Genomic DNA, 19,817 nt, shown 5'->3' with positions numbered 1-19,817 from the left:
GTCAGTCAGCCTCTAGCGAACCAGTAAAGGGATTGACGCCGGTGGCCGCAATCGCCGCCCACGCCGTGGCGCCCAAGTGAGGCAGGTGGTAATAGAAAAAGTCGTTGGTGACGGAGTCCGGACCTATGGCCAGCCCGGTACTGATGCGCGCTGCCGGTGTTGCGAAGAGCCAGCCATTACTGGCTTCCTGGGCTAACAACACGCTCCATAGCGGTTGGGCCATGTCGCTCAGGCCACTCAACTGCGCGACAGCAGCCGCTTGAGCGGTGCCTTCGGTCCACAACCCATCGGGGTCGCGGTTGAAGCCATAACCTTCGCCAGCACGGTGAGCGTGATCGATGAACGCGAACACCCGACGCCAATCCTTGGGCGGATCGTGCAAGGCAATCAATGGCCAGATCTGCGCGTCCAGCCCCGAGCGAATGCGGTCGGATGTCTGGCCGTCTTCCCCGGTGCCGATCAGAAACCGCCCTTCTTTAGCGTCCCACTGGCTTGAGACAAATTGCCGGGCGATCTGCGCCTGTTGCGCCGAAGCCTGGTCCGGCGCTAGCGCATTGAGTGCCGACCATGCGGCAGCCAGGTCGACATTGTGCTCAGTGGACTTCCAGTTCTGCTGGACCTGCTGGGCAAAGTAACCGTAATAGCCGCCGCTGAAGCCGGCTGGCGATTGCCCGTCGTAGGTGTTTTTCTGCGACCACTGCAGGGCTTTTCGTGCGGCCTCGAGGTAAGACGCCTCCCCGCTCTGACGAAACGCCTCCAACAACGCCAACGCGGCCCACGCCTGATTGCCCGTGGCACTGCTGACCTGATAGGCATCCTGATTCCAGGCGTTACGTTCGGTACTCCAATAGCCCGGTAACTTCATCGACGGTGCACCCACCGGGCCGGCGGCGTAGGCGTTGCGCAAGCGGCCGTCCTGATACTCGGGATCGTGATTCGTCGCGAACGCCAGGGCATCGGCTATCCGCCGCGCCGACACCGCTTTGCCACAGGCGAACAACGCGATACTCGCCAACGCGTTGTCGTAAGTGAAGGCGACGCCGCGCAGGGCCAGGATCGGTGAAGGTTGACCCTCCAGCGGCGGATAACTGGCCAACAGCACCGGGCCTGCAGGTTGTGAAGCCACCGCCCGGTCCAGCGCAGCGCAGGTCATCGCCACCAGTTGCGGCCGAGCCTGAGCGGCCAGTGCGGACGCCCCACTGGTGATCAGCATCACGCCGACCATTCCCTTCAGGACGTTATTCATCGCCGCGATACCTCGGCACTGGCCCACAAACCCGGGTTGCAAGTCATGGCTCGTTGGGTGTCCGTCAGGTCCGAAGCAAACGTCCCGACCACGTACACCGAGTTTTGCTCGGCATAGGGGAACGGCACGCTGTAGGTGTTGGCGCGGATGTCCGACGTGCTCGACAACAACTGCACCACACTGGCCTTGAGAGGTTCATCCAGGCCGCGGATTTTCACTGTCAGCACACTGTCGCGGTCGATCTTGCTGGCCATGCGTTCCGGAAACACCGCGATCACGTAGCTCTGACCGCAATCGGTGGCGCGCAACAAGGTCGACCCGGCCTGTACCAGGGTGCCCTGGGGTGCCAACAGCTCCTGGACGGTACCCGGCGAATACGCCACCACGTCATAACCGGCCATCAGCCTGACCCGATTTTGCTCGGTTTCGATCAGTTGGTTGAGGTTGTCGAGCTCCTGTTGATAGGTCGCCCGGTTGCGCGCCTGATTCTCGAGGCTGAGTTTCAAAGTGGTCATTTGCGCACTGAGGTCGAACATCCTCAATTGATCCGGATCGAGGTAAACCTGCTTGTTGGCGGCGCTGACGTCACCATCGTTGATGCGTAATTGCGAGCGAACCGACTCGGCCGCGCCTTGCAATGAGGCCAACTGGGCTTTGGATGACGCGACCACCGCGCCACTCACTGCCCCCTGCACAAACAACTCCAGATTGCGTTCGACGGTTTCCTGAGCATCCATCAACCGGGCGCTGGCAGCGCTGTTCTCGGCTTTCAGGGCTCTTTGAGTGAACAGCTGGCGGGTATGAAACGCCGTCTGGTACTGCTGGCTGGTTCTTTCGAGCGCTTCGTAATACCGCTGATCGTGCTCGGCCTGACTCGCCGATGAGGACAGCTGCTGCTCCAGGGTCAATCGTCGCGTTTGCAAGGTCAGCAATGTTTCCTGATTGGCCCGAGGATTTTCCACGACCGCGATTTTCTGTCCCTGCACAAACGTCGCACCCGGTTTGACCTCCAGCGTGCTCACCACACCGTCAATCGGTGTGGTGAGCAGAATTACCGGTGCATTTAAAATCGCCCGCGTTGCGGAAGCCGAAACCAAAGGCATCAACAACGTCGACAACAACAGCCAGATGATAAATCCAAGAACGCCCAGACCCACCAGGCGCGGTAACAATGACAATAGCTTTGAGCGCTCTTCAGCCATGTTCAACTCTCCCGATAGACCAACCGCGTAAAAGTCAGGCAATAGCAGGCCGTGACTGCGAAACACTTTTGGCAGGGTGAGCGAAAAAACAAAGAGTCTTTATGGACGGCAACTAAGCCGGCCACTTTCTTATCAGGATTTATTTGATGTGAGCAGGAATGGGATTCCTGTCTTGTTGGAGAGATACACGAAACGCAGTGGCGGCAAAACCTGTGATGCCCGAGGAAGAGCGGACGCCGACAGGGAAGACACTAGATTCAGTGTTTTAGAGTGTCAAGCATTTGTGCAGAGCAATTAAATGACGCCAAATATGTACCGCGCTTTGGATTGGATCCGCTTCAATCATCCACACGCGTTTGCGCGACAACTGTTTATTTTTATTAGTAGTTTTTATTTTTACTACTGAAATGAACTTTGTATCGAGTTCAAGACAATCATTAATTTCAAAACAAACAGATTAAAACGTTATAAAAAAAACGCCCCGACAAGTGCCGGGGCGTTTTCATTTACCTGTGACGCTTAGCGTGGGAACGCTGGCGGGTTTACACCGGCCATGTCTTCCATCACGCGAACAACCTGGCAGCTGTAGCCAAACTCGTTGTCGTACCAAACGTACAATACAACGCGGTTGTCCTGGCTGATGGTCGCTTCAGCATCCACAACGCCTGCGTGGCGCGAGCCAACGAAGTCAGTGGAAACCACTTCCTGCGAATTGACGTAGTCGATTTGCTTATGCAGATCGGAGTGCAGCGCCATGTAGCGCAGGTACTCGTTCATCTCTTCGCGGGTAGCGGCTTTCTCAAGGTTCAGGTTGAGAATGGCCATCGACACGTTAGGCGTCGGAACGCGGATCGCGTTACCGGTCAGCTTGCCGGCCAGCTCAGGCAATGCCTTGGCAGCAGCGGTAGCAGCACCGGTCTCGGTGATCACCATGTTCAACGCGGCGCTACGACCACGGCGATCGCCTTTGTGGAAGTTGTCGATCAGGTTCTGGTCGTTGGTGTACGAGTGAACCGTTTCAACGTGACCGTTGATGATGCCGAACTTGTCGTTTACAGCTTTCAGCACCGGCACGATGGCGTTGGTGGTGCAGGAAGCGGCGGAAACGATCTTGTCGTCAGCGGTGATTTCGCCATGGTTGATGCCGTGAACGATGTTCTTCAGCTTGCCTTTGCCAGGCGCGGTCAGAACAACGCGGTCGATACCCGGGCAGGCCAGGTGCTGGCCCAGGCCGTCGGCGTCACGCCATACACCGGTGTTGTCCACCAGCAGCGCGTCTTTGATGCCGTACTGGGTGTAGTCCACTTCAGTCGGGTTCTTCGCGTAGATAACCTGGATCAGGTTGCCGTTGGCGGTGATGGTGCTGTTGGCTTCATCGATGGTGATGGTGCCGTCGAACGGACCATGAACCGAGTCACGACGCAGCAGGCTTGCACGCTTGACCAGATCGTTCTCGGCGCCCTTGCGGACAACGATGGCGCGCAGACGCAGGCCGTCGCCACCACCGGTTTTCTCGATCAGGATACGCGCCAGTAGACGACCGATACGACCGAAGCCGTAAAGAACAACATCGGTGCCTTTGCGAGCGGAAGCGTTTTGCTGACCAACGACGTCGGCCAGTTCTTCACGGACGAACTGCTCGGCAGTACGGCCATTGCCTTCGGCCTTGAACTTGACCGCAAGCTTGCCCAGGTCTACCGAAGCGGCGCCGAGCTTGAGCTCGCTCATCGCTTTGAGCAGCGGGAATGTTTCGTGGACGGACAATTCGCTGTCATCGGACTGACGATGACGAGCAAAGCGGTGAGCTTTGAGAATCGCAATGACTGAACGATTGATCAGGCTGCGGCCATAGATCGAGCTCACCACGTTGTTATTGCGGTAGAGCTGACCGATAAGCGGAATCATCGCTTCTGCGAGTGCTTCACGGTCGATCCATTCACCAAGACACTGGTCGGGCTTCTGAGTCACGGGAACCTTCCACATGTAGGGGCAGAAAAAAGGGGCTACATTATGCCGCCCCAACCGTCACGTAGCAATGCGATCCTGTCGAACGGGCCGTAACAAATTCCCATCGAAAAAAATTACGCCTCGCTAAAGCCCAGTAAAACCGTGGCTTCCAGCGCTGCGTATTTTTTAGAGACAGCGCTGCCTTATCCGTAACCATCCGTAACACTCACCCATTTCGGCACTACATAATCCCCAAAAAACTGCAAAAAACAGCGGGTTTTTGTCTTTACCACTACATTTCGCCAAACCTGCGTAATAGACGCAGTCTTCAACTGACAGGCGGCACCCGGGACCGCTACAATTACCGACTTTGTCGCAACGCTTGGAGCTCAACCTTCCGTGCCCGTTCTGCGTCTACCGATTCTCCCTGCCGCGGCAGGTAAACAGCATTGGGGCAACCTGCCCGGTGCCGCCCTGAGCCTGGCCATCGCCGAGGCTGCCAGCGCTGCCAAGCGCTTTACCCTGCTGCTGACAGCCGATAGCCAAAGTGCCGAACGGCTGGAACAGGAGCTGAGTTTCTTCGCCCCGGACTTGCCAGTACTGCATTTCCCGGACTGGGAAACCCTGCCCTACGATCTGTTTTCGCCGCACCAGGACATCATTTCCCAGCGCATCGCCGCCTTGTACAGGCTGCCGGAGCTGAGTCATGGCGTGCTCGTCGTGCCGATCACCACGGCCCTGCATCGCCTGGCACCGACCAAATTCCTGCTGGGCAGCAGCCTTGTTCTGGACGTCGGCCAAAAGCTGGATGTCGAACAAATGCGCACCCGGCTCGAGGCCAGCGGTTATCGCTATGTCGATACGGTGTACGAGCACGGCGAATTCACTGTACGTGGCTCGCTGATCGATCTGTTTCCGATGGGCAGCAAACTGCCCTTCCGCATCGATCTGTTCGATGACGAAATCGAAACCCTGCGCACCTTCGATCCGGAGAACCAGCGTTCCATAGACAAGGTGGACACCGTCCGCCTGTTGCCGGCACGCGAGTTCCCGCTGCAGAAAGATGCCGTCACTCGCTTCAAGGCGCGTTTTCGTGAGCGCTTCGATGTCGACTTCCGTCGCTGCCCCATCTTTCAGGATCTGAGCAGCGGGATTACGCCGGCCGGTATCGAGTACTACCTGCCGCTGTTCTTCGACGAAACCTCAACCTTGTTCGATTACCTGCCACAGGACACACAAGTGTTCTCCCTGCCAGGCATCGAGCAAGCCGCAGAAAACTTCTGGAACGATGTGCGCAATCGCTATGAAGAGCGACGCGTCGATCCGGCGCGTCCTTTATTGCCGCCCGCCGAGTTGTTTCTGCCGGTGGAAGATTGCTTCGCACGCCTCAAGAGCTGGCCGCGTGTGGTTGCCAGCCAGCAAGACATTGAGACCGGCGTCGGCCGCGAGCGCTTCCCGGCGCGCGAATTGCCCAACCTGGCCATCGAAGCCAAGGCGACTCAGCCACTGGCGGCGCTGGCCGGCTTCCTCGACGAGTTCCCCGGCCGCGTGTTGTTTACTGCCGAGTCTGCGGGTCGTCGCGAAGTGCTGCTGGAATTGCTCGAACGCCTGAAGCTGCGACCGAAGACCGTCGACAGCTGGCCTGATTTCGTCGCAAGCAAGGAACGCCTGTCGATTACCATTGCGCCGCTCGACGAAGGCCTTGTGCTCGACAATCCAGCCTTGGCGCTGGTGGCGGAAAGCCCGCTGTTTGGCCAGCGTGTGATGCAGCGCCGGCGTCGCGAAAAGCGTGCCGATGCCAACAACGATGCCGTTATCAAGAACCTCACCGAGCTGCGCGAAGGCGCTCCGGTGGTGCACATCGATCACGGCGTGGGCCGCTACCTCGGGTTGGCGACACTGGAGATCGATGACCAGGCAGCGGAGTTCCTCACGCTCCAGTACGCCGAAGGCGCAAAGCTGTATGTGCCGGTCGCCAACCTGCACCTGATCGCCCGGTACACCGGCAGCGACGATGCACTGGCCCCGCTGCACCGTCTCGGCTCCGAGACCTGGCAGAAAGCCAAACGCAAAGCTGCCGAACAGGTGCGCGACGTGGCCGCCGAACTGCTCGACATTTATGCGCGCCGCGCCGCTCGCGAGGGGCATGCCTTCGAAGACCCGAAAGCCGATTACGCGACCTTCAGCGCCGGCTTCCCGTTCGAAGAAACCCCGGATCAGCAAACCACCATCGACGCCGTACGCGCCGACATGCTCGCGCCCAAACCGATGGATCGCCTGGTCTGCGGCGACGTGGGTTTCGGCAAGACCGAAGTGGCGATGCGCGCCGCCTTTATCGCGGTGCATGGCGGCCGCCAGGTTGCGATTCTGGTGCCGACCACCCTCCTCGCCCAACAGCACTACAACAGCTTCCGCGACCGCTTCGCCGACTGGCCGGTGACCGTGGAAGTGATGAGCCGCTTCAAGTCGACCAAGGAAGTGAACGCCGCCGTTGCAGACCTCGCCGAAGGCAAGATCGACATCGTTATCGGTACGCACAAACTGCTGCAGGACGACGTCAAAATCAAAAACCTGGGGCTGGTGATCATCGACGAAGAGCACCGATTTGGTGTCCGTCAGAAGGAACAACTCAAGGCCCTGCGCAGCGAAGTCGACATCCTCACGCTCACCGCGACGCCGATTCCCCGGACGCTGAACATGGCCGTCTCGGGCATGCGCGACCTGTCGATTATCGCCACGCCGCCAGCGCGACGCCTGTCGGTGCGCACCTTCGTCATGGAACAAAACAAGAGCACGGTCAAAGAGGCCCTGCTGCGTGAGTTGCTGCGTGGCGGTCAGGTCTACTACCTGCACAACGACGTGAAGACCATCGAAAAGTGTGCCGCCGACCTGGCCGAACTGGTGCCGGAAGCACGGATCGGCATCGGTCACGGACAGATGCGTGAGCGCGAACTCGAACAGGTGATGAGCGACTTCTATCACAAGCGTTTCAACGTGCTGATTGCCTCGACCATCATCGAAACCGGCATCGACGTGCCGAGCGCCAACACCATCATCATCGAGCGGGCCGACAAATTCGGCCTGGCGCAGCTGCACCAGTTGCGCGGTCGCGTCGGTCGCAGTCACCACCAGGCGTATGCCTACCTGCTGACACCGCCGCGCCAGCAAATCACGCCGGATGCGGAAAAGCGTCTGGAAGCCATCGCCAACACCCAGGATCTGGGCGCGGGCTTCGTGCTCGCCACCAACGACCTGGAAATCCGAGGCGCCGGTGAACTGCTGGGCGACGGTCAGAGCGGACAAATCCAGGCCGTCGGTTTCACGCTGTACATGGAAATGCTCGAGCGCGCGGTGAAATCGATCCGCAAGGGCGAACAACCGAACCTCGATCAACCCCTGGGTGGCGGTCCGGAAGTCAATTTGCGGGTACCGGCGTTGATTCCCGAAGACTACCTGCCGGACGTTCATGCCCGGTTGATTCTCTACAAGCGCATAGCCTCGGCCACCGATGAGGAAGGCCTCAAGGACCTGCAAGTGGAGATGATCGACCGCTTCGGCCTGTTGCCGGAACCGACCAAGAACCTGATTCGCATCACAGCGCTGAAGTTGCAGGCGGAATTGCTCGGCATCAAGAAAGTCGATGGTGGCCCGCAAGGTGGCCGCATCGAGTTCGCCGCGCAGACGCCGGTCGACCCGCTGACGCTGATCAAACTGATCCAGGGCCAGCCCAAACGCTACAAGTTCGAAGGCGCCACGATGTTCAAATTCATGGTCCCGATGGAGCGCCCGGAAGAGCGCTTTAATACTGTAGAGGCGCTGCTTGAATGCCTCATTCCGAAAACTGCTTGAAGGACGCCGCATGCGCCTGTTTCGCTCACTGACCTTGTTGATGACCCTGGTCACACCCACGGCGTTTGCCGACGATCTGTATCAGGTCGAAATGATTCTGGTCCGGCAGAATGCCGTGCCGGCCATCGTCAGCCGTGCGGCACCGGAAGACTGGGCCGCCGGCGCACAACGCGTCAGCCCCGACAGCCTGCGCACACCGACGTTGAACGGCGAAGTAGAGAAACTCACCGCCAGCAACGATTACACAGTGCTTTTGCATAAGGCCTGGCAGCAAACCCTTGGCGAAGAGGCCAGCAAAATCGCGATCAGCGACGGCGCGGAACAGTTCGGTCAGTTCCCGATCGAAGGCACGTTGAATCTCAAACTGGGGCGCTTTACCGACGTCGACGCCGACTTCTGGGTCAACCAGATCGACGCCAACGGCCTGGTGACTGCCAGCGAACGCCTGAAGCAGGAAAGCCATACCAAGAACGGGCAGCTAAACTTTCTCGACAACGGCCACCTCGGCCTGCTGATCAAAATCACTTCGTTGACCGCCCCTGCACCTCGGCCAGTCCCCGATGAAATTCCGGACTGATTGAAGTCTTTATGCCCCCGACCCTGAGCAAACCCCTGGCACCTTCCTGGGTCAGTCGATTCAAGGAACAGAGCCTGGAGCGCGGCCGTCGCTACGCGCTGGAAAATCGCGTCAGGTTCGTCGAGGTCGGCGACGCCACGATTGTCGCGGCGTGCGAAGGCTCGGGCGGCAACGTCTACCGTCAGACGATTCGTCTGCGCGAGTCGGCCAAATCCACGCTGCTGATGGTCGACGCCACTTGCAGTTGCCCTGTGCGCAACAACTGCAAACACTGCGCCGCCGTGCTGCTGCAGGTGCAGGAAACCCTCGCCTACCCTGCCGCCGCCAAGGACGCCGAGCTGCTGGAAAAACTCTCCGCCGTGCTGGAGAACCGCAGCCCGAAAGCATCGCCACAGGTGCTGGTGGATGACGTGCAGCCTGTGCCGCGCCTGTGGCTGGCGAGCATCGAGTTCAGCGCCTTCGAACCGCGTAACGGCAAAATGCAGCGCTATATCCAGCACCGTGCAGCGCTGTCTTTCAACTATCTGGACGAATACGTTTCCGGACAGAAGAACGCCGATGTGCTGATTCGCCAGGAAACCCAAACGCTGCGGATAAAACGCCATCCGGAAGTGGAACAGTCCTACAGGGAACACCTGCGAATTCTCGGCTTCAAGATTGCCACTCGGCAAAGCAAAGCCCTGCCGGAAAGCGCCGGCGAACTCTTCGAGATGGTCAACGACAGTGCCTGGCTGACCTTCACGCTCAACGAGTTGCCGAAGCTGCGCAGCCAAGGTTGGGAGTTGCAGATCGATGAGGATTTCGGTTTTGACCTCACCGCCGTGGATGACTGGTACGCCACCGTCGATCAGGCTCCCGAGCGGGACTGGTTCGATCTGGAGCTCGGCATCATCGTCAACGGCGAGCGCCTGAGCCTGCTGCCAATCCTGTTGAACCTGATGCGTTCACACACCGAAATTCTCAATCCGGAACGCCTCGCCCGGCGTCGTGACGACGAGCTGATTCTGGTGAACATCCCCAATCGACCGAATTCCGAGTACGGGCCTTTGCAGGTCGCCCTGCCCTTCGGCCGGCTGAAACCGGTTCTGGCCACCCTCGGCGAGTTTTACCTGCAAGAGCCGGGCGAAACCACGCTGCGCTTGAGCAAGGCCGACGCCACACGATTGAATCCTCTGGAAGGCATGCCGCTGATCTGGGAAGGTGGCGAGCACATTCGCTCGTTCGCCCAACGCCTGCGTGACATCAAGGATTTCACCGCGACCGCGCCGCAAGGTTTGAACGCGACCTTGCGCCCCTATCAGCTGGAAGGCCTGAGCTGGATGCAGTCGCTGCGCCAACTGGAAGTCGGCGGAATTCTCGCGGACGACATGGGGCTGGGCAAAACCCTACAGACTCTGGCACACGTTCTCAGTGAGAAAAATGCCGGTCGCCTGGATCGTCCCTGCATGGTGGTGATGCCCACCAGTTTGATTCCGAACTGGCTGGACGAGGCGGCGCATTTCACGCCCCAGCTCAAGGTGTTGGCGCTGTACGGTGCCAGTCGTAAAAAACATTTCGACACCCTGGCCGATTACGACCTGATCCTGACGACTTACGCGCTGCTGCCCAAAGACGTCGAACGCCTGTCCGCGCAGCCGTTGCATGTATTGGTGCTGGATGAGGCGCAATACATCAAGAACCCCAACAGCAAAGCCGCCCAGGCCGCCCGCGAGCTGAACGCGCGCCAGCGTCTGTGCCTGAGTGGTACGCCTCTGGAAAACCACCTCGGCGAACTGTGGTCGCTGTTTCACTTCCTGCTGCCCGGCTGGCTGAGCGACATCAAGAGTTTCAACCGCGATTACCGCGTACCGATCGAAAAGCGTGCCAGCGAAGTCCGGCTTCAGCACCTCAATGGTCGGATCAAGCCGTTCCTGTTGCGCAGAACCAAGGAACAGGTCGCGACAGAATTGCCGCCGAAAACCGAGATTATCCATTGGGTCGAACTCAACGAAGCACAGCGCGATGTCTACGAAGCCATGCGCCTGGCCATGGACAAGAAGGTCCGCGACGAGATCACCCGCAAAGGCGTGGCGCGTAGCCAGATCATCATTCTTGAAGCGCTGCTCAAGCTGCGTCAGGTGTGTTGCGACTTGCGTCTGGTCAATGACGCGGTGCTGCCTACCCGCGGGAGCACGTCGGGCAAGCTCGACAGTTTGATGGAAATGCTCGATGAGCTGTTTGAAGAAGGTCGGCGGATTCTGCTGTTCTCGCAGTTCACCTCAATGCTGGCGCTGATCGAAGACGAACTGAAGAAACGCGGCGTCGAATACGCGATTTTGACCGGACAAACCCGTGACCGCCGCGCACCGGTGAAAGACTTCCAAAGCGGCAAGCGGCAGATCTTTCTGATCAGCTTGAAGGCTGGGGGTGTCGGCCTGAACCTCACCGAAGCGGACACGGTGATTCACTACGACCCGTGGTGGAACCCGGCGACCGAAAATCAGGCGACCGACCGCGCATATCGAATAGGCCAGGAGAAACCGGTCTTCGTCTACAAGATGATTGCCCGGGGCACCGTGGAAGAGAAGATTCAGCACCTGCAGAAAGAAAAATCCGACCTGGCGGCTGGCGTGCTGGATGGACGCAGCGCCGGCGACTGGAAGTTGCAGAGTGATGATATCGAGGCGTTGTTTGCGCCGTTGCCGGATAAGCTGGAGAAATAAAAATCGCAGGCTGCGACGGCTCCCACAGGGTCGGTGATTACCTTGTGGGAGCGAGCCTGCTCGCGATGGAGTCAACCCGGTTTAAAGCCTGACTCAGCCCTTCAACACCCGCGCCAACGTCGACTGAACCTTCCGCATCCCGCCCCGCAATGCCTGCTCGATATCGGCCATGGTGATCACCGCCGCCGACTTCCCCGCTGCCGGGTTCACCACCAGCGCGAGACAGGCGTAATCCAGATCCAGCTCCCGAGCCAATGCCGCTTCCGGCATGCCGGTCATGCCGACGATATCGCAGCCATCACGCTCCAGCTTTGCAATTTCGGCGATTGTTTCCAGGCGCGGCCCCTGAGTGCAGGCGTACACACCTTGACTGCTGTGGTCGACACCTTCAGCCGCCAACGCCGCAATCAATTGCTGACGCAACGCTTCACTGTAAGGAGAACTGAAGTCGATGTGCGTGACCTGTTCCAGATCATCGGCGAAATAGGTGTGTTCGCGACCGCTGGTGTAGTCGATCAACTGATGCGGCACGCAGAAATGGCCCGTGCCCATCGAGGCATGAATGCCGCCCACTGCATTGACCGCAACAATGGCCTCGGCACCCGCCTGTTTCAGCGCCCAGAGGTTTGCACGGTAGTTCACCTTATGCGGGGGCAAGCGATGAGGATGGCCATGGCGGGCCAGAAACAACACGTCCTTGCCAGCGTACTCACCGATCTGCACTTCGGCCGAGGGCGCGCCGTAGGGCGTGTCCACGGCCAGTGACTGACGAATACTCAAGCCTTCAAGTTGACTCAGTCCGGTACCACCGATAATTGCGTAAACCGTCATGACGAAAAATCCTCACTCGATCAGTTGAGCCTCTTTGAGCGCGCCGACCGCTGCCAGCCAGCGCGGGTTCTGACGGTATTCAGAGTTGGCATGGGATTGGCCACGCATCCGTGCAATCCGCTGCGAAGGCTGGACCTTCAAGCGTTGCGCGGCAGTCAGGGCAAGTTCGGCGGCGGCGCGATCGTTGCACACCAGGCCCATGTCGCACCCGGCTGTCAGGGCGGCTTCAATACGGCTTGCCGCGTCGCCCACCACGTGGGCACCCGCCATGGACAGGTCATCGCTGAAGATCACGCCATCAAATTGCAGCTCTCCGCGCAAAATGTCCTGCAACCAGCGCCGGGAGAATCCGGCGGGCTGGGAATCGACTTGCGGGTAAATCACGTGAGCTGGCATGACTGCCGCCAGTTGCTTGCTCAATTTGGCGAATGGCACCAGATCGTTGGCGCGGATTTCGTCGAGGCTGCGTTCATCGTTAGGGATGGCGACGTGGGAATCCGCTTCGGCCCAGCCATGGCCAGGGAAGTGCTTCCCGGTGGCGGCCATACCGGCGCTGTTCATCCCGCGAATAAAGGCTCCGGCGAGCAGCGCAGCGCGCTCCGGATCACCTTCAAACGAACGGGTGCCCACGACGGCGCTGCGCTGGTAATCCAGGTCCAGCACCGGGGCGAAACTCAGGTCAAGGCCAACGGCGAGCACTTCGGTGGCCATGATCCAGCCGCACTGCTCGGCCAGGTACTCGGCATTCGGGTTGTCGGCTATGGCACGCATCGCCGGCAATCGCACGAAGCCCTGACGCAACCGTTGCACGCGCCCGCCTTCCTGGTCCACCGCCAGCAACAGGTCGGGGCGGATGGCGCGGATCGCCGCACTCAGCTCGCGGACCTGACGAGGGTGCTCGATGTTGCGGGCGAAAATGATCAGGCCACCCACTTCAGGCTGACGCAGCAACTGGCGATCTTCAGCCGTCAGCCAGGTACCGGCGACGTCCACCATCAACGAGCCTTGCAGGCCAGCAGTCATAGAGATTCCTTGATAACAGTAAATCCGGCTCGCGCGAATGCGCCGCCATGGGCAAGGCCCGGCAGGTCGGCGGTATCAATGGGGAGCGGGTTCATAACGAGAGTGGGCATGGGCGGCTAGCTTAGCGGATGTCAGCTGCCGCGCCCACCCGTGCGCGGTTAAACCTTGGCGGCAACCGGCGTCGATTTACTGCGCGGACGCAACTGCGCGGTGGCCATTGCCGTGTCGGTCACACCGGTTTCGGCACGCATGCCAGCGGCCAGGAACGGCACCATCAGACGCATGACCTGCTCGATGGAGGTATTAACACCGAAATCGGTCTCGGCAATCGCGCGCAACGCTTTAATGCCCGACATGCTGAACGCGGCGGCACCCAGCATGAAGTGCACGCGCCAGAACAGTTCGATCGGCGGGATGCGCGGCGCGGCTTCGTTTACCAGCGTCATGTAGCGGCGGAACACCTTGCCGTACATGTCTTCCAGATAACGACGCAAGTGGCCCTGGCTTTGACTGAAGGCCAAACCGAGTAAACGCATGAAGATGGAGAGATCGTTGCCGCTGCGTGGCTGCACCACCAGGGCTTGCTCGACGAGGATTTCCAGCAGTTCCTCAAGCGTCGGCTTGTTCTCAGGCTTGGCCTGACGTCGCTCCAGCTCTTTATCGAGGCTCAGGCAGAACGGCCCGAGAAAGCGCGAGAAGACGGCTTGAATCAGCGCTTTCTTTGACCCGAAGTGATAGTTCACCGCCGCCAGATTGACACCGGCCTTGCTGGTGATCAGGCGCAATGAGGTTTCAGCGAAACCTTTTTCCGCGAACAACTGCTCGGCAGCATCAAGAATGCGTTCAACGGTTTCCGACTGGGCCATGGCTACTCCGCCTGACAAACACTTGTTTGAAACATACGTTTCAGACTATGTCTTGTCAAGCCTGTCGGTTCGTTTTGGGAATGGTCAGTCAGCTATTTAACCATACAACGGCAAACCTTCAATCAGAGGCTAAACCGACCGTCCAGCGGCAGCTAAAAAAACGGGCATTGCCAAGACCGTTTCACTGTATATAATCCCAGTCACTGTATAAAAAGACAGAGCGATCAATATGCTAAAGCTGACGCCACGCCAAGCAGAGATTCTGGCCTTCATCAAACGCTGCCTAGAAGACAACGGCTACCCGCCGACCCGTGCGGAAATCGCTCAGGAACTGGGTTTCAAATCCCCCAATGCGGCGGAAGAGCACCTCAAGGCGCTGGCCCGCAAGGGTGCAATCGAAATGACGCCCGGCGCTTCACGCGGTATTCGTATCCCCGGCTTCGAAGCCAAGGCGGACGATTCCACCCTGCCGATCATTGGCCGGGTTGCTGCCGGTGCGCCGATCCTGGCCCAGCAGCACATCGAAGAGTCCTGCAACATCAACCCTGCCTTCTTCCATCCTCGCGCTGATTACCTGCTGCGCGTACACGGCATGAGCATGAAGGACGTCGGCATTTTCGACGGTGACTTGCTGGCGGTCCACACCACCCGCGAAGCCCGCAACGGCCAGATCGTGGTCGCCCGGATCGGCGACGAAGTGACCGTCAAGCGCTTCAAGCGCGATGGCAGCAAAGTCTGGCTGATTGCCGAAAACCCTGAATTCGCCCCTATCGAAGTCAACCTGAAAGATCAGGAACTGGTGATCGAAGGCTTGAGTGTTGGCGTTATTCGCCGCTAAAGGAGGCTTTATGCAGTTCCCACACACATCACAGCAAGCCCAACTGCCGTTGTTCGAGGCGTTCATGGTGCAGCCGTTGGCACCGATTCTGAAGGACGTGGTCGAGTCGCCCTGGAGCGCCGAGCCGGAAGTCTTCAGTGAGTTGTCGTTGCGTGGTGCGGCCGGGAACTGCCTCAACCTTCTCGCGCCGATCCTCAGGGAATTGAGCCAGGATCAGGATGCACGCTGGCTGACCCTGATCGCTCCGCCCGCCAGCCTGACCCAGGCCTGGTTGCGGGACGCCGGACTCAATCGCGAACGCATCCTGCTGCTGCAACCCCGTGGCACCCAGAGCGCTCAACAACTGACCTGTGAAGCGCTTCGACTGGGTCGCAGCCACACCGTTGTCAGCTGGATCAACCCGCTGAACACAACCCAACGGCAACAGTTGATCAGCGCCGCCCGCATAGGGGACGCACAAAGCCTGAACATTCGATTGGGTTAAGCGAGAAAAGCTACGCGCCCGAAACTGCGCGGGGCTTCTCCAAGGATAGAGAAGCCGAATTGAAGGACAGGAAACCGACGGGCGGGATCAGTGCAGAACCCGCGACCCGTCATCTTTCTCGAATTCGCCTTCAACCATGCGCCCGGCCATCTGAACACCGACACTCAACATCGCCTTGGCGACTTCCACATGCTGGCCTTGCAGAAAGGCTTTGGCATCCTCGGAGAAATCCAAAGTAACCAGAGAACCCTCGTCCTCGGCCCTGCGCAGCTCAATACGGCCGTCTGGTAACTCGACAATTTCTAGAAAGGACGTTGGCATAAAAGTCTGTTCTCCACGAAAGGCGGGGATTATATAGGCATCGGTCATGCTTCGCTCGGGATCTTGACCAGCAGCACCGTTAATTGCACGCCGGGCCCCCGGCAATCAGCACTCGTTCAATCCCTCACGAAAACGGATCGCCAGACCTTTCAGGTTCTGCCGCCAACTCTCGAGCTCATCTCGACTCAGCTCTTGAGGCGCCTCTTCTTCATCCAGGTTAACCGCCAGAATCAGCGGCTGCGTGACATCGCCCTTGGGCTTGCGCGGAGCACGAGGCGGTTGAAACAAAGCGGCATGGGCCGCAAGCAGACGGGCCAACCAGGTTTCCGGATTCTGAGCCAGCTCGACCATCTCGGCCATTTCAGGAATCGCGATCGCTTCAAGCACTTCGCGAGTCAGCAACATTTCCGCGCGTGGCGCATTGGCCTGCGGCAAACGATAGAAACCGGCGATTTCGTGGCAAAGCCCCAACAATGCACCGTACAGGTGGAACAACGCCGATTCGCGCCCGGCCTGAATCAGCGCCAGGGAGTTCATTGCCCGCCCTTCTTCGGCTTTGGCCAGCGCTTCCAGCGACAGGCCGGCGAAATAGATTTTCTGATTGGTACGGGTATAGAGCTCGTGGGCCATGACGGCAGCCTCCACAACGAAATAATTGCTTCACGCAGGTCAGACAGTGTCGTGGATCCGCTTCGCTTCCCGCAAGCACAAAACAAAAAGGCCGCATGAAAACCCGAGAGTTGTCATACGGCCTTCTTGTAGCAACGGACTTTTGTGACGGGAAAGCTGTTGTGGCAAGGGAGCTGTTGTGGCGAGGGAGCTTGCTCCCGCTGGCCGACGAAGTCGGCCCCTCACAGCCCCTGGTTTAGCGCCTGATCAAGCCTTGACCTTAGCCGGACGCTTGTCTTCCACAGTCCACTTGCCGCCGTCGTAATACGCTTTCCAGCCAGTCGGCTTGCCGTCGACTTCTGTCTGAACGTATTGCTCCTTGGTTTTGCGGCTGTAACGAATCACTGCCGGCAAGCCGTCCGGATCCTTCTGCGGCGCTTCACACAGGAAGTGATACTTCGGATCGATCTCGTCCTTGTGCGGGACAATTTCCATCACCAGCGGAGCACGTGTCTCGCGGTTTTTCGGGAACTGACTGGCCGCCAGGAACAGGCCGGACGCACCGTCGCGCAGGATGTAGGTGTCGTTGACCTTTTCGCATTTCAGCTCAGGCATCTTCACCGGGTCCATCTTCGGCGGCGCCGCATCACCGCTTTTCAGCAGCTTACGGGTGTTCTTGCACGTCGCGTTGGTGCAACCGAAGAACTTGCCGAAACGGCCGGTCTTGAGTTGCATCTCGCTGCCGCACTTGTCGCATTCCAGGCTCGGACCTTCGTAGCCCTTGATGCGGTAAGTGCCCTCCTCGATCTCGTAGCCATCGCAATCCGGGTTGTTACCGCAGATGTGCAACTTGCGCTTCTCGTCGAGCAGGTAAGCGTCCATCGCCGTACTGCAGATCGGGCAGCGATGCTTGCCGCGCAATACCAGCGACTCCGACTCACCCTCGTCGTCCGCAGCGATTTCATCGCCCGGCACCAGGTTGACAGTGGCCTTGCAGCGCTCTTTCGGCGGCAGGCTGTAGCCCGAGCAGCCGAGGAACACACCGGTCGATGCCGTACGAATCTGCATCGGACGACCGCACACCACGCATGGAATGTCAGTCATTACCGGCTGGTTGGCGCGCATCCCGCCTTCGGCGCTTTCAGCAACTTCGAGTTTCTTCTTGAAGTCACCATAGAACTCGTCCAGCACGTTTTTCCAGTCGCGTTCGCCCTGGGCCACGTCGTCGAGGTTCTCTTCCATGCCGGCGGTGAAGCCATAGTCCATCAGGTTGGAGAAGCTCTCGGACAGACGCTCGGTGACGATGTCACCCATCTTTTCCGAATAGAAACGACGGTTATGCAGCGCAACGTAGCCACGGTCCTGGATGGTCGAAATGATTGCCGCGTAAGTCGAAGGACGACCGATACCGCGCTTTTCCATTTCTTTAACCAGGCTCGCTTCCGAGTAGCGCGCCGGCGGCTTGGTGAAGTGCTGGGTCGGATCAAGCTTGATCAGCTTCATCGCATCGCCCTGGGCCATGTCCGGCAACACATCGTCGTCGCCTGGCTTGGCGATTTGCGGCATGACGCGGGTGTAACCGTCGAACTTCAGAATACGGCCCTTGGCGCGCAGCTCGAAGTCGTCTGCACCCACGGTGACCGTGGTCGACAGGTATTGGGCCGGCAGCATCTGGCAAGCGAGGAACTGGCGCCAGATCAGCTCGTAGAGCCGCTCTGCATCACGCTCCATGCCCGTCAGCTTGCTTGGCTCGGTGTTGGCGTCGGACGGACGAATCGCTTCGTGAGCCTCTTGTGCGCCTTCCTTGCTGCTATAGACGTTCGGATTCTCCGGCAGGTATTTCTTGCCGAATTCTGTCTCAATATAGCTACGCGCCATCGTCACGGCATCGGCCGAGAGGTTGGTGGAGTCGGTACGCATGTAAGTGATGTAGCCGGCTTCGTACAAACGCTGGGCCATCATCATGGTTTTCTTCACGCCGAAGCCCAGGCGGTTGCTCGCAGCCTGTTGCAGGGTCGACGTGATAAACGGCGCGGACGGCTTGCTGCTGGTAGGCTTGTCTTCACGCTTGACGATGCTGTAGCTGGAAGCCTTGAGCTTCTCCAGCGCGGCCATGGCCTGGGTTTCGTTGAGCGGCTTGAAGGCTTCGCCTTTCTCACGGGCAACGTCGAAGCGTACGGTCGCGCCTTTGGCGGTGCCGAGGTCAGCGTGGATTTCCCAGTATTCTTCCGGGTTGAACGCACGAATCTCGCGCTCACGTTCGACCACCAGCTTGACGGCCACCGATTGCACACGACCGGCAGACAGGCCACGGGCGATCTTCGCCCACAGCAGCGGCGAAACCATGTAACCCACGACGCGATCGAGGAAACGACGCGCCTGCTGGGCGTTTACACGGTCGATGTCCAGTTCGCCCGGCTTGGAGAAGGCTTCCTGAATCGCCTTCTTGGTAATTTCGTTGAACACCACGCGCTTGTAGCGGCTGTCATCACCACCGATGGCTTCGCGCAGGTGCCAGGCAATGGCTTCCCCCTCGCGATCCAAGTCGGTTGCGAGATAGATGGTGTCAGCATCTTTGGCGAGCCGGCGCAGCTCTTCGATGACCTTTTCCTTGCCCGGGAGGATCTCGTACTTGGCTTTCCAGCCATGTTCGGGATCGACGCCCATGCGCGAGACCAGCTGCTTGCGCGACTTCTCTTTCGGCGTGAGCACCGGACCTTCACCCGCGGCGGCCTTGCCGCGCTTGGCGGCTGGCTCTTTGCTGGCGCTAGCCGAACCGCTGGTGGGCAGGTCTCGGATATGGCCGATACTCGACTTCACCACGTATTGGTTACCCAGATACTTGTTGATGGTCTTGGCCTTAGCCGGGGATTCCACAATGACCAGCGATTTGCCCATGGATCAGAAAATTCCTGAATTCTAGAAGTGAAAGGCGGTTGGCGCCTGACGCGGCACCGCTATATATAGTGGCTACAAGATGAGGTCAAGCGCAGGGTACTGCGCGCACTCGGCTTATGGCTTGGAAAAAACGCTCGGTTCGGCTTGCACCAAAGCAAAGCGTGGCACCTGTTCGCCGTCAACCTCGACCGACTCCAGGAACATGCTCAAGGGGCGCACCCAAAAGCCGTAATCGCCATACAGGGCTTGGTAGAAGACCACTTCTTCTTCGGTTTCCGAATGCCGCGCAACACTGAATACGCGGTACTGCGGACCTTTGTAATGCTGGTAGAGCCCAGGTGATATCGACATGGTTTGGCCCTCGCACAAATCTTTTCAAAAAATAAAATAAAAAAAATTCAGAAAAACAAAAACCGGGGCACTT

Annotated in this window: 15 protein-coding genes; 5 read left to right on the top strand and 10 right to left on the bottom strand. The window is 59.0% G+C overall.

Annotated features, from left to right (window positions below; translation table 11 throughout):
- Window position 1 precedes the first annotated feature (1 nt).
- From ACA063_RS09520 to ACA063_RS09510, 3 genes are all read right to left on the bottom strand, one after another.
- Window positions 2–1,246: a hypothetical protein gene (locus tag ACA063_RS09520; RefSeq protein ID WP_497665636.1), complete on the bottom strand. Its 1,245-nt coding sequence runs from the start codon at window positions 1,244–1,246 to the stop codon at window positions 2–4.
- Window positions 1,243–2,448 (bottom strand): HlyD family secretion protein, encoded by a 1,206-nt coding sequence (locus ACA063_RS09515; protein WP_497665635.1) that lies wholly within the window; start codon window positions 2,446–2,448, stop codon window positions 1,243–1,245. Before ACA063_RS09515 ends, ACA063_RS09520 begins: the two co-directional genes overlap by 4 nt.
- A gap of 519 nt (window positions 2,449–2,967) precedes the next feature.
- Complete coding sequence (locus ACA063_RS09510) at window positions 2,968–4,431, bottom strand: glyceraldehyde-3-phosphate dehydrogenase (RefSeq protein WP_162437411.1); 1,464 nt, start codon at window positions 4,429–4,431, stop codon at window positions 2,968–2,970.
- A gap of 363 nt (window positions 4,432–4,794) precedes the next feature.
- Between ACA063_RS09510 and mfd the strand changes: the two genes are divergently transcribed.
- From mfd to ACA063_RS09495, 3 genes are read left to right on the top strand one after another with little or no spacing between them, the layout of a single operon-like run.
- A complete protein-coding gene (gene mfd / locus ACA063_RS09505; protein WP_497665634.1) occupies window positions 4,795–8,244 on the top strand; it encodes a transcription-repair coupling factor in 3,450 nt (1,149 codons plus the stop codon).
- Window positions 8,245–8,254: 10 nt separating this feature from the next.
- The gene (locus ACA063_RS09500; RefSeq protein ID WP_162437413.1) at window positions 8,255–8,821 is read left to right on the top strand and encodes a CsiV family protein; all 567 of its coding nucleotides are present in this window, start codon (window positions 8,255–8,257) and stop codon (window positions 8,819–8,821) included.
- An 11-nt stretch (window positions 8,822–8,832) separates the two neighbouring features.
- Window positions 8,833–11,523, top strand: a complete 2,691-nt coding sequence (locus ACA063_RS09495; RefSeq protein WP_497665633.1) for an SNF2-related protein — start codon at window positions 8,833–8,835, stop codon at window positions 11,521–11,523.
- 93 nt (window positions 11,524–11,616) lie between these two features.
- Here ACA063_RS09495 and ACA063_RS09490 read toward each other — a convergent pair whose 3' ends face one another.
- From ACA063_RS09490 to ACA063_RS09480, 3 genes are all read right to left on the bottom strand, one after another.
- Window positions 11,617–12,354 carry an S-methyl-5'-thioinosine phosphorylase gene (locus tag ACA063_RS09490; protein ID WP_497665632.1) on the bottom strand — a complete coding sequence of 246 codons (738 nt, stop codon included), beginning with the start codon at window positions 12,352–12,354 and terminating at the stop codon, window positions 11,617–11,619.
- Between the two features lie 12 nt (window positions 12,355–12,366).
- Window positions 12,367–13,365 (bottom strand): beta-N-acetylhexosaminidase, encoded by a 999-nt coding sequence (gene nagZ / locus ACA063_RS09485; protein WP_497666499.1) that lies wholly within the window; start codon window positions 13,363–13,365, stop codon window positions 12,367–12,369.
- Window positions 13,366–13,535: 170 nt separating this feature from the next.
- Window positions 13,536–14,243: a TetR/AcrR family transcriptional regulator gene (locus tag ACA063_RS09480; RefSeq protein WP_162437418.1), complete on the bottom strand. Its 708-nt coding sequence runs from the start codon at window positions 14,241–14,243 to the stop codon at window positions 13,536–13,538.
- Window positions 14,244–14,472: 229 nt separating this feature from the next.
- Here ACA063_RS09480 and lexA point away from each other — a divergent pair, with 229 nt between their 5' ends.
- Both lexA and sulA read left to right on the top strand, forming a co-directional pair.
- Complete coding sequence (gene lexA / locus ACA063_RS09475; protein WP_046026989.1) at window positions 14,473–15,081, top strand: transcriptional repressor LexA; 609 nt, start codon at window positions 14,473–14,475, stop codon at window positions 15,079–15,081.
- 10 nt (window positions 15,082–15,091) lie between these two features.
- Window positions 15,092–15,565 carry an SOS-induced cell division inhibitor SulA gene (sulA, locus tag ACA063_RS09470; RefSeq protein ID WP_497665631.1) on the top strand — a complete coding sequence of 158 codons (474 nt, stop codon included), beginning with the start codon at window positions 15,092–15,094 and terminating at the stop codon, window positions 15,563–15,565.
- An 87-nt stretch (window positions 15,566–15,652) separates the two neighbouring features.
- Here sulA and ACA063_RS09465 read toward each other — a convergent pair whose 3' ends face one another.
- From ACA063_RS09465 to ACA063_RS09450, 4 genes are all read right to left on the bottom strand, one after another.
- The gene (locus ACA063_RS09465) at window positions 15,653–15,886 is read right to left on the bottom strand and encodes a hypothetical protein (RefSeq protein ID WP_162437460.1); all 234 of its coding nucleotides are present in this window, start codon (window positions 15,884–15,886) and stop codon (window positions 15,653–15,655) included.
- 105 nt (window positions 15,887–15,991) lie between these two features.
- On the bottom strand, window positions 15,992–16,516 hold the full coding sequence (locus ACA063_RS09460; protein ID WP_497665630.1) for a DUF6586 family protein: 525 nt from the start codon (window positions 16,514–16,516) through the stop codon (window positions 15,992–15,994).
- Between the two features lie 246 nt (window positions 16,517–16,762).
- On the bottom strand, window positions 16,763–19,393 hold the full coding sequence (topA, locus tag ACA063_RS09455) for a type I DNA topoisomerase (RefSeq protein ID WP_497665629.1): 2,631 nt from the start codon (window positions 19,391–19,393) through the stop codon (window positions 16,763–16,765).
- Between the two features lie 114 nt (window positions 19,394–19,507).
- Window positions 19,508–19,744, bottom strand: a complete 237-nt coding sequence (locus ACA063_RS09450; protein WP_497665628.1) for a DUF1653 domain-containing protein — start codon at window positions 19,742–19,744, stop codon at window positions 19,508–19,510.
- Window positions 19,745–19,817: the final 73 nt, after the last annotated feature.

This window comes from Pseudomonas sp. LBUM1643 (assembly GCF_059716215.1).
This window is presented reverse-complemented; position numbering and strand designations above follow the sequence as displayed.

Bases quoted from the DNA above. Each gene is read 5' to 3' on its own strand.
- ACA063_RS09520 (WP_497665636.1), bottom strand. From the start codon at position 1,246: ATGAATAACGTCCTGAAGGGAATGGTCGGCGTGATGCTGATCACCAGT.
- ACA063_RS09515 (WP_497665635.1), bottom strand. From the start codon at position 2,448: ATGGCTGAAGAGCGCTCAAAGCTATTGTCATTGTTACCGCGCCTGGTG.
- ACA063_RS09510 (WP_162437411.1), bottom strand. From the start codon at position 4,431: ATGTGGAAGGTTCCCGTGACTCAGAAGCCCGACCAGTGTCTTGGTGAA.
- ACA063_RS09500 (WP_162437413.1), top strand. From the start codon at position 8,255: ATGCGCCTGTTTCGCTCACTGACCTTGTTGATGACCCTGGTCACACCC.
- ACA063_RS09495 (WP_497665633.1), top strand. From the start codon at position 8,833: ATGCCCCCGACCCTGAGCAAACCCCTGGCACCTTCCTGGGTCAGTCGA.
- ACA063_RS09490 (WP_497665632.1), bottom strand. From the start codon at position 12,354: ATGACGGTTTACGCAATTATCGGTGGTACCGGACTGAGTCAACTTGAA.
- ACA063_RS09480 (WP_162437418.1), bottom strand. From the start codon at position 14,243: ATGGCCCAGTCGGAAACCGTTGAACGCATTCTTGATGCTGCCGAGCAG.
- lexA (WP_046026989.1), top strand. From the start codon at position 14,473: ATGCTAAAGCTGACGCCACGCCAAGCAGAGATTCTGGCCTTCATCAAA.
- sulA (WP_497665631.1), top strand. From the start codon at position 15,092: ATGCAGTTCCCACACACATCACAGCAAGCCCAACTGCCGTTGTTCGAG.
- ACA063_RS09465 (WP_162437460.1), bottom strand. From the start codon at position 15,886: ATGCCAACGTCCTTTCTAGAAATTGTCGAGTTACCAGACGGCCGTATT.
- ACA063_RS09460 (WP_497665630.1), bottom strand. From the start codon at position 16,516: ATGGCCCACGAGCTCTATACCCGTACCAATCAGAAAATCTATTTCGCC.
- topA (WP_497665629.1), bottom strand. From the start codon at position 19,393: ATGGGCAAATCGCTGGTCATTGTGGAATCCCCGGCTAAGGCCAAGACC.
- ACA063_RS09450 (WP_497665628.1), bottom strand. From the start codon at position 19,744: ATGTCGATATCACCTGGGCTCTACCAGCATTACAAAGGTCCGCAGTAC.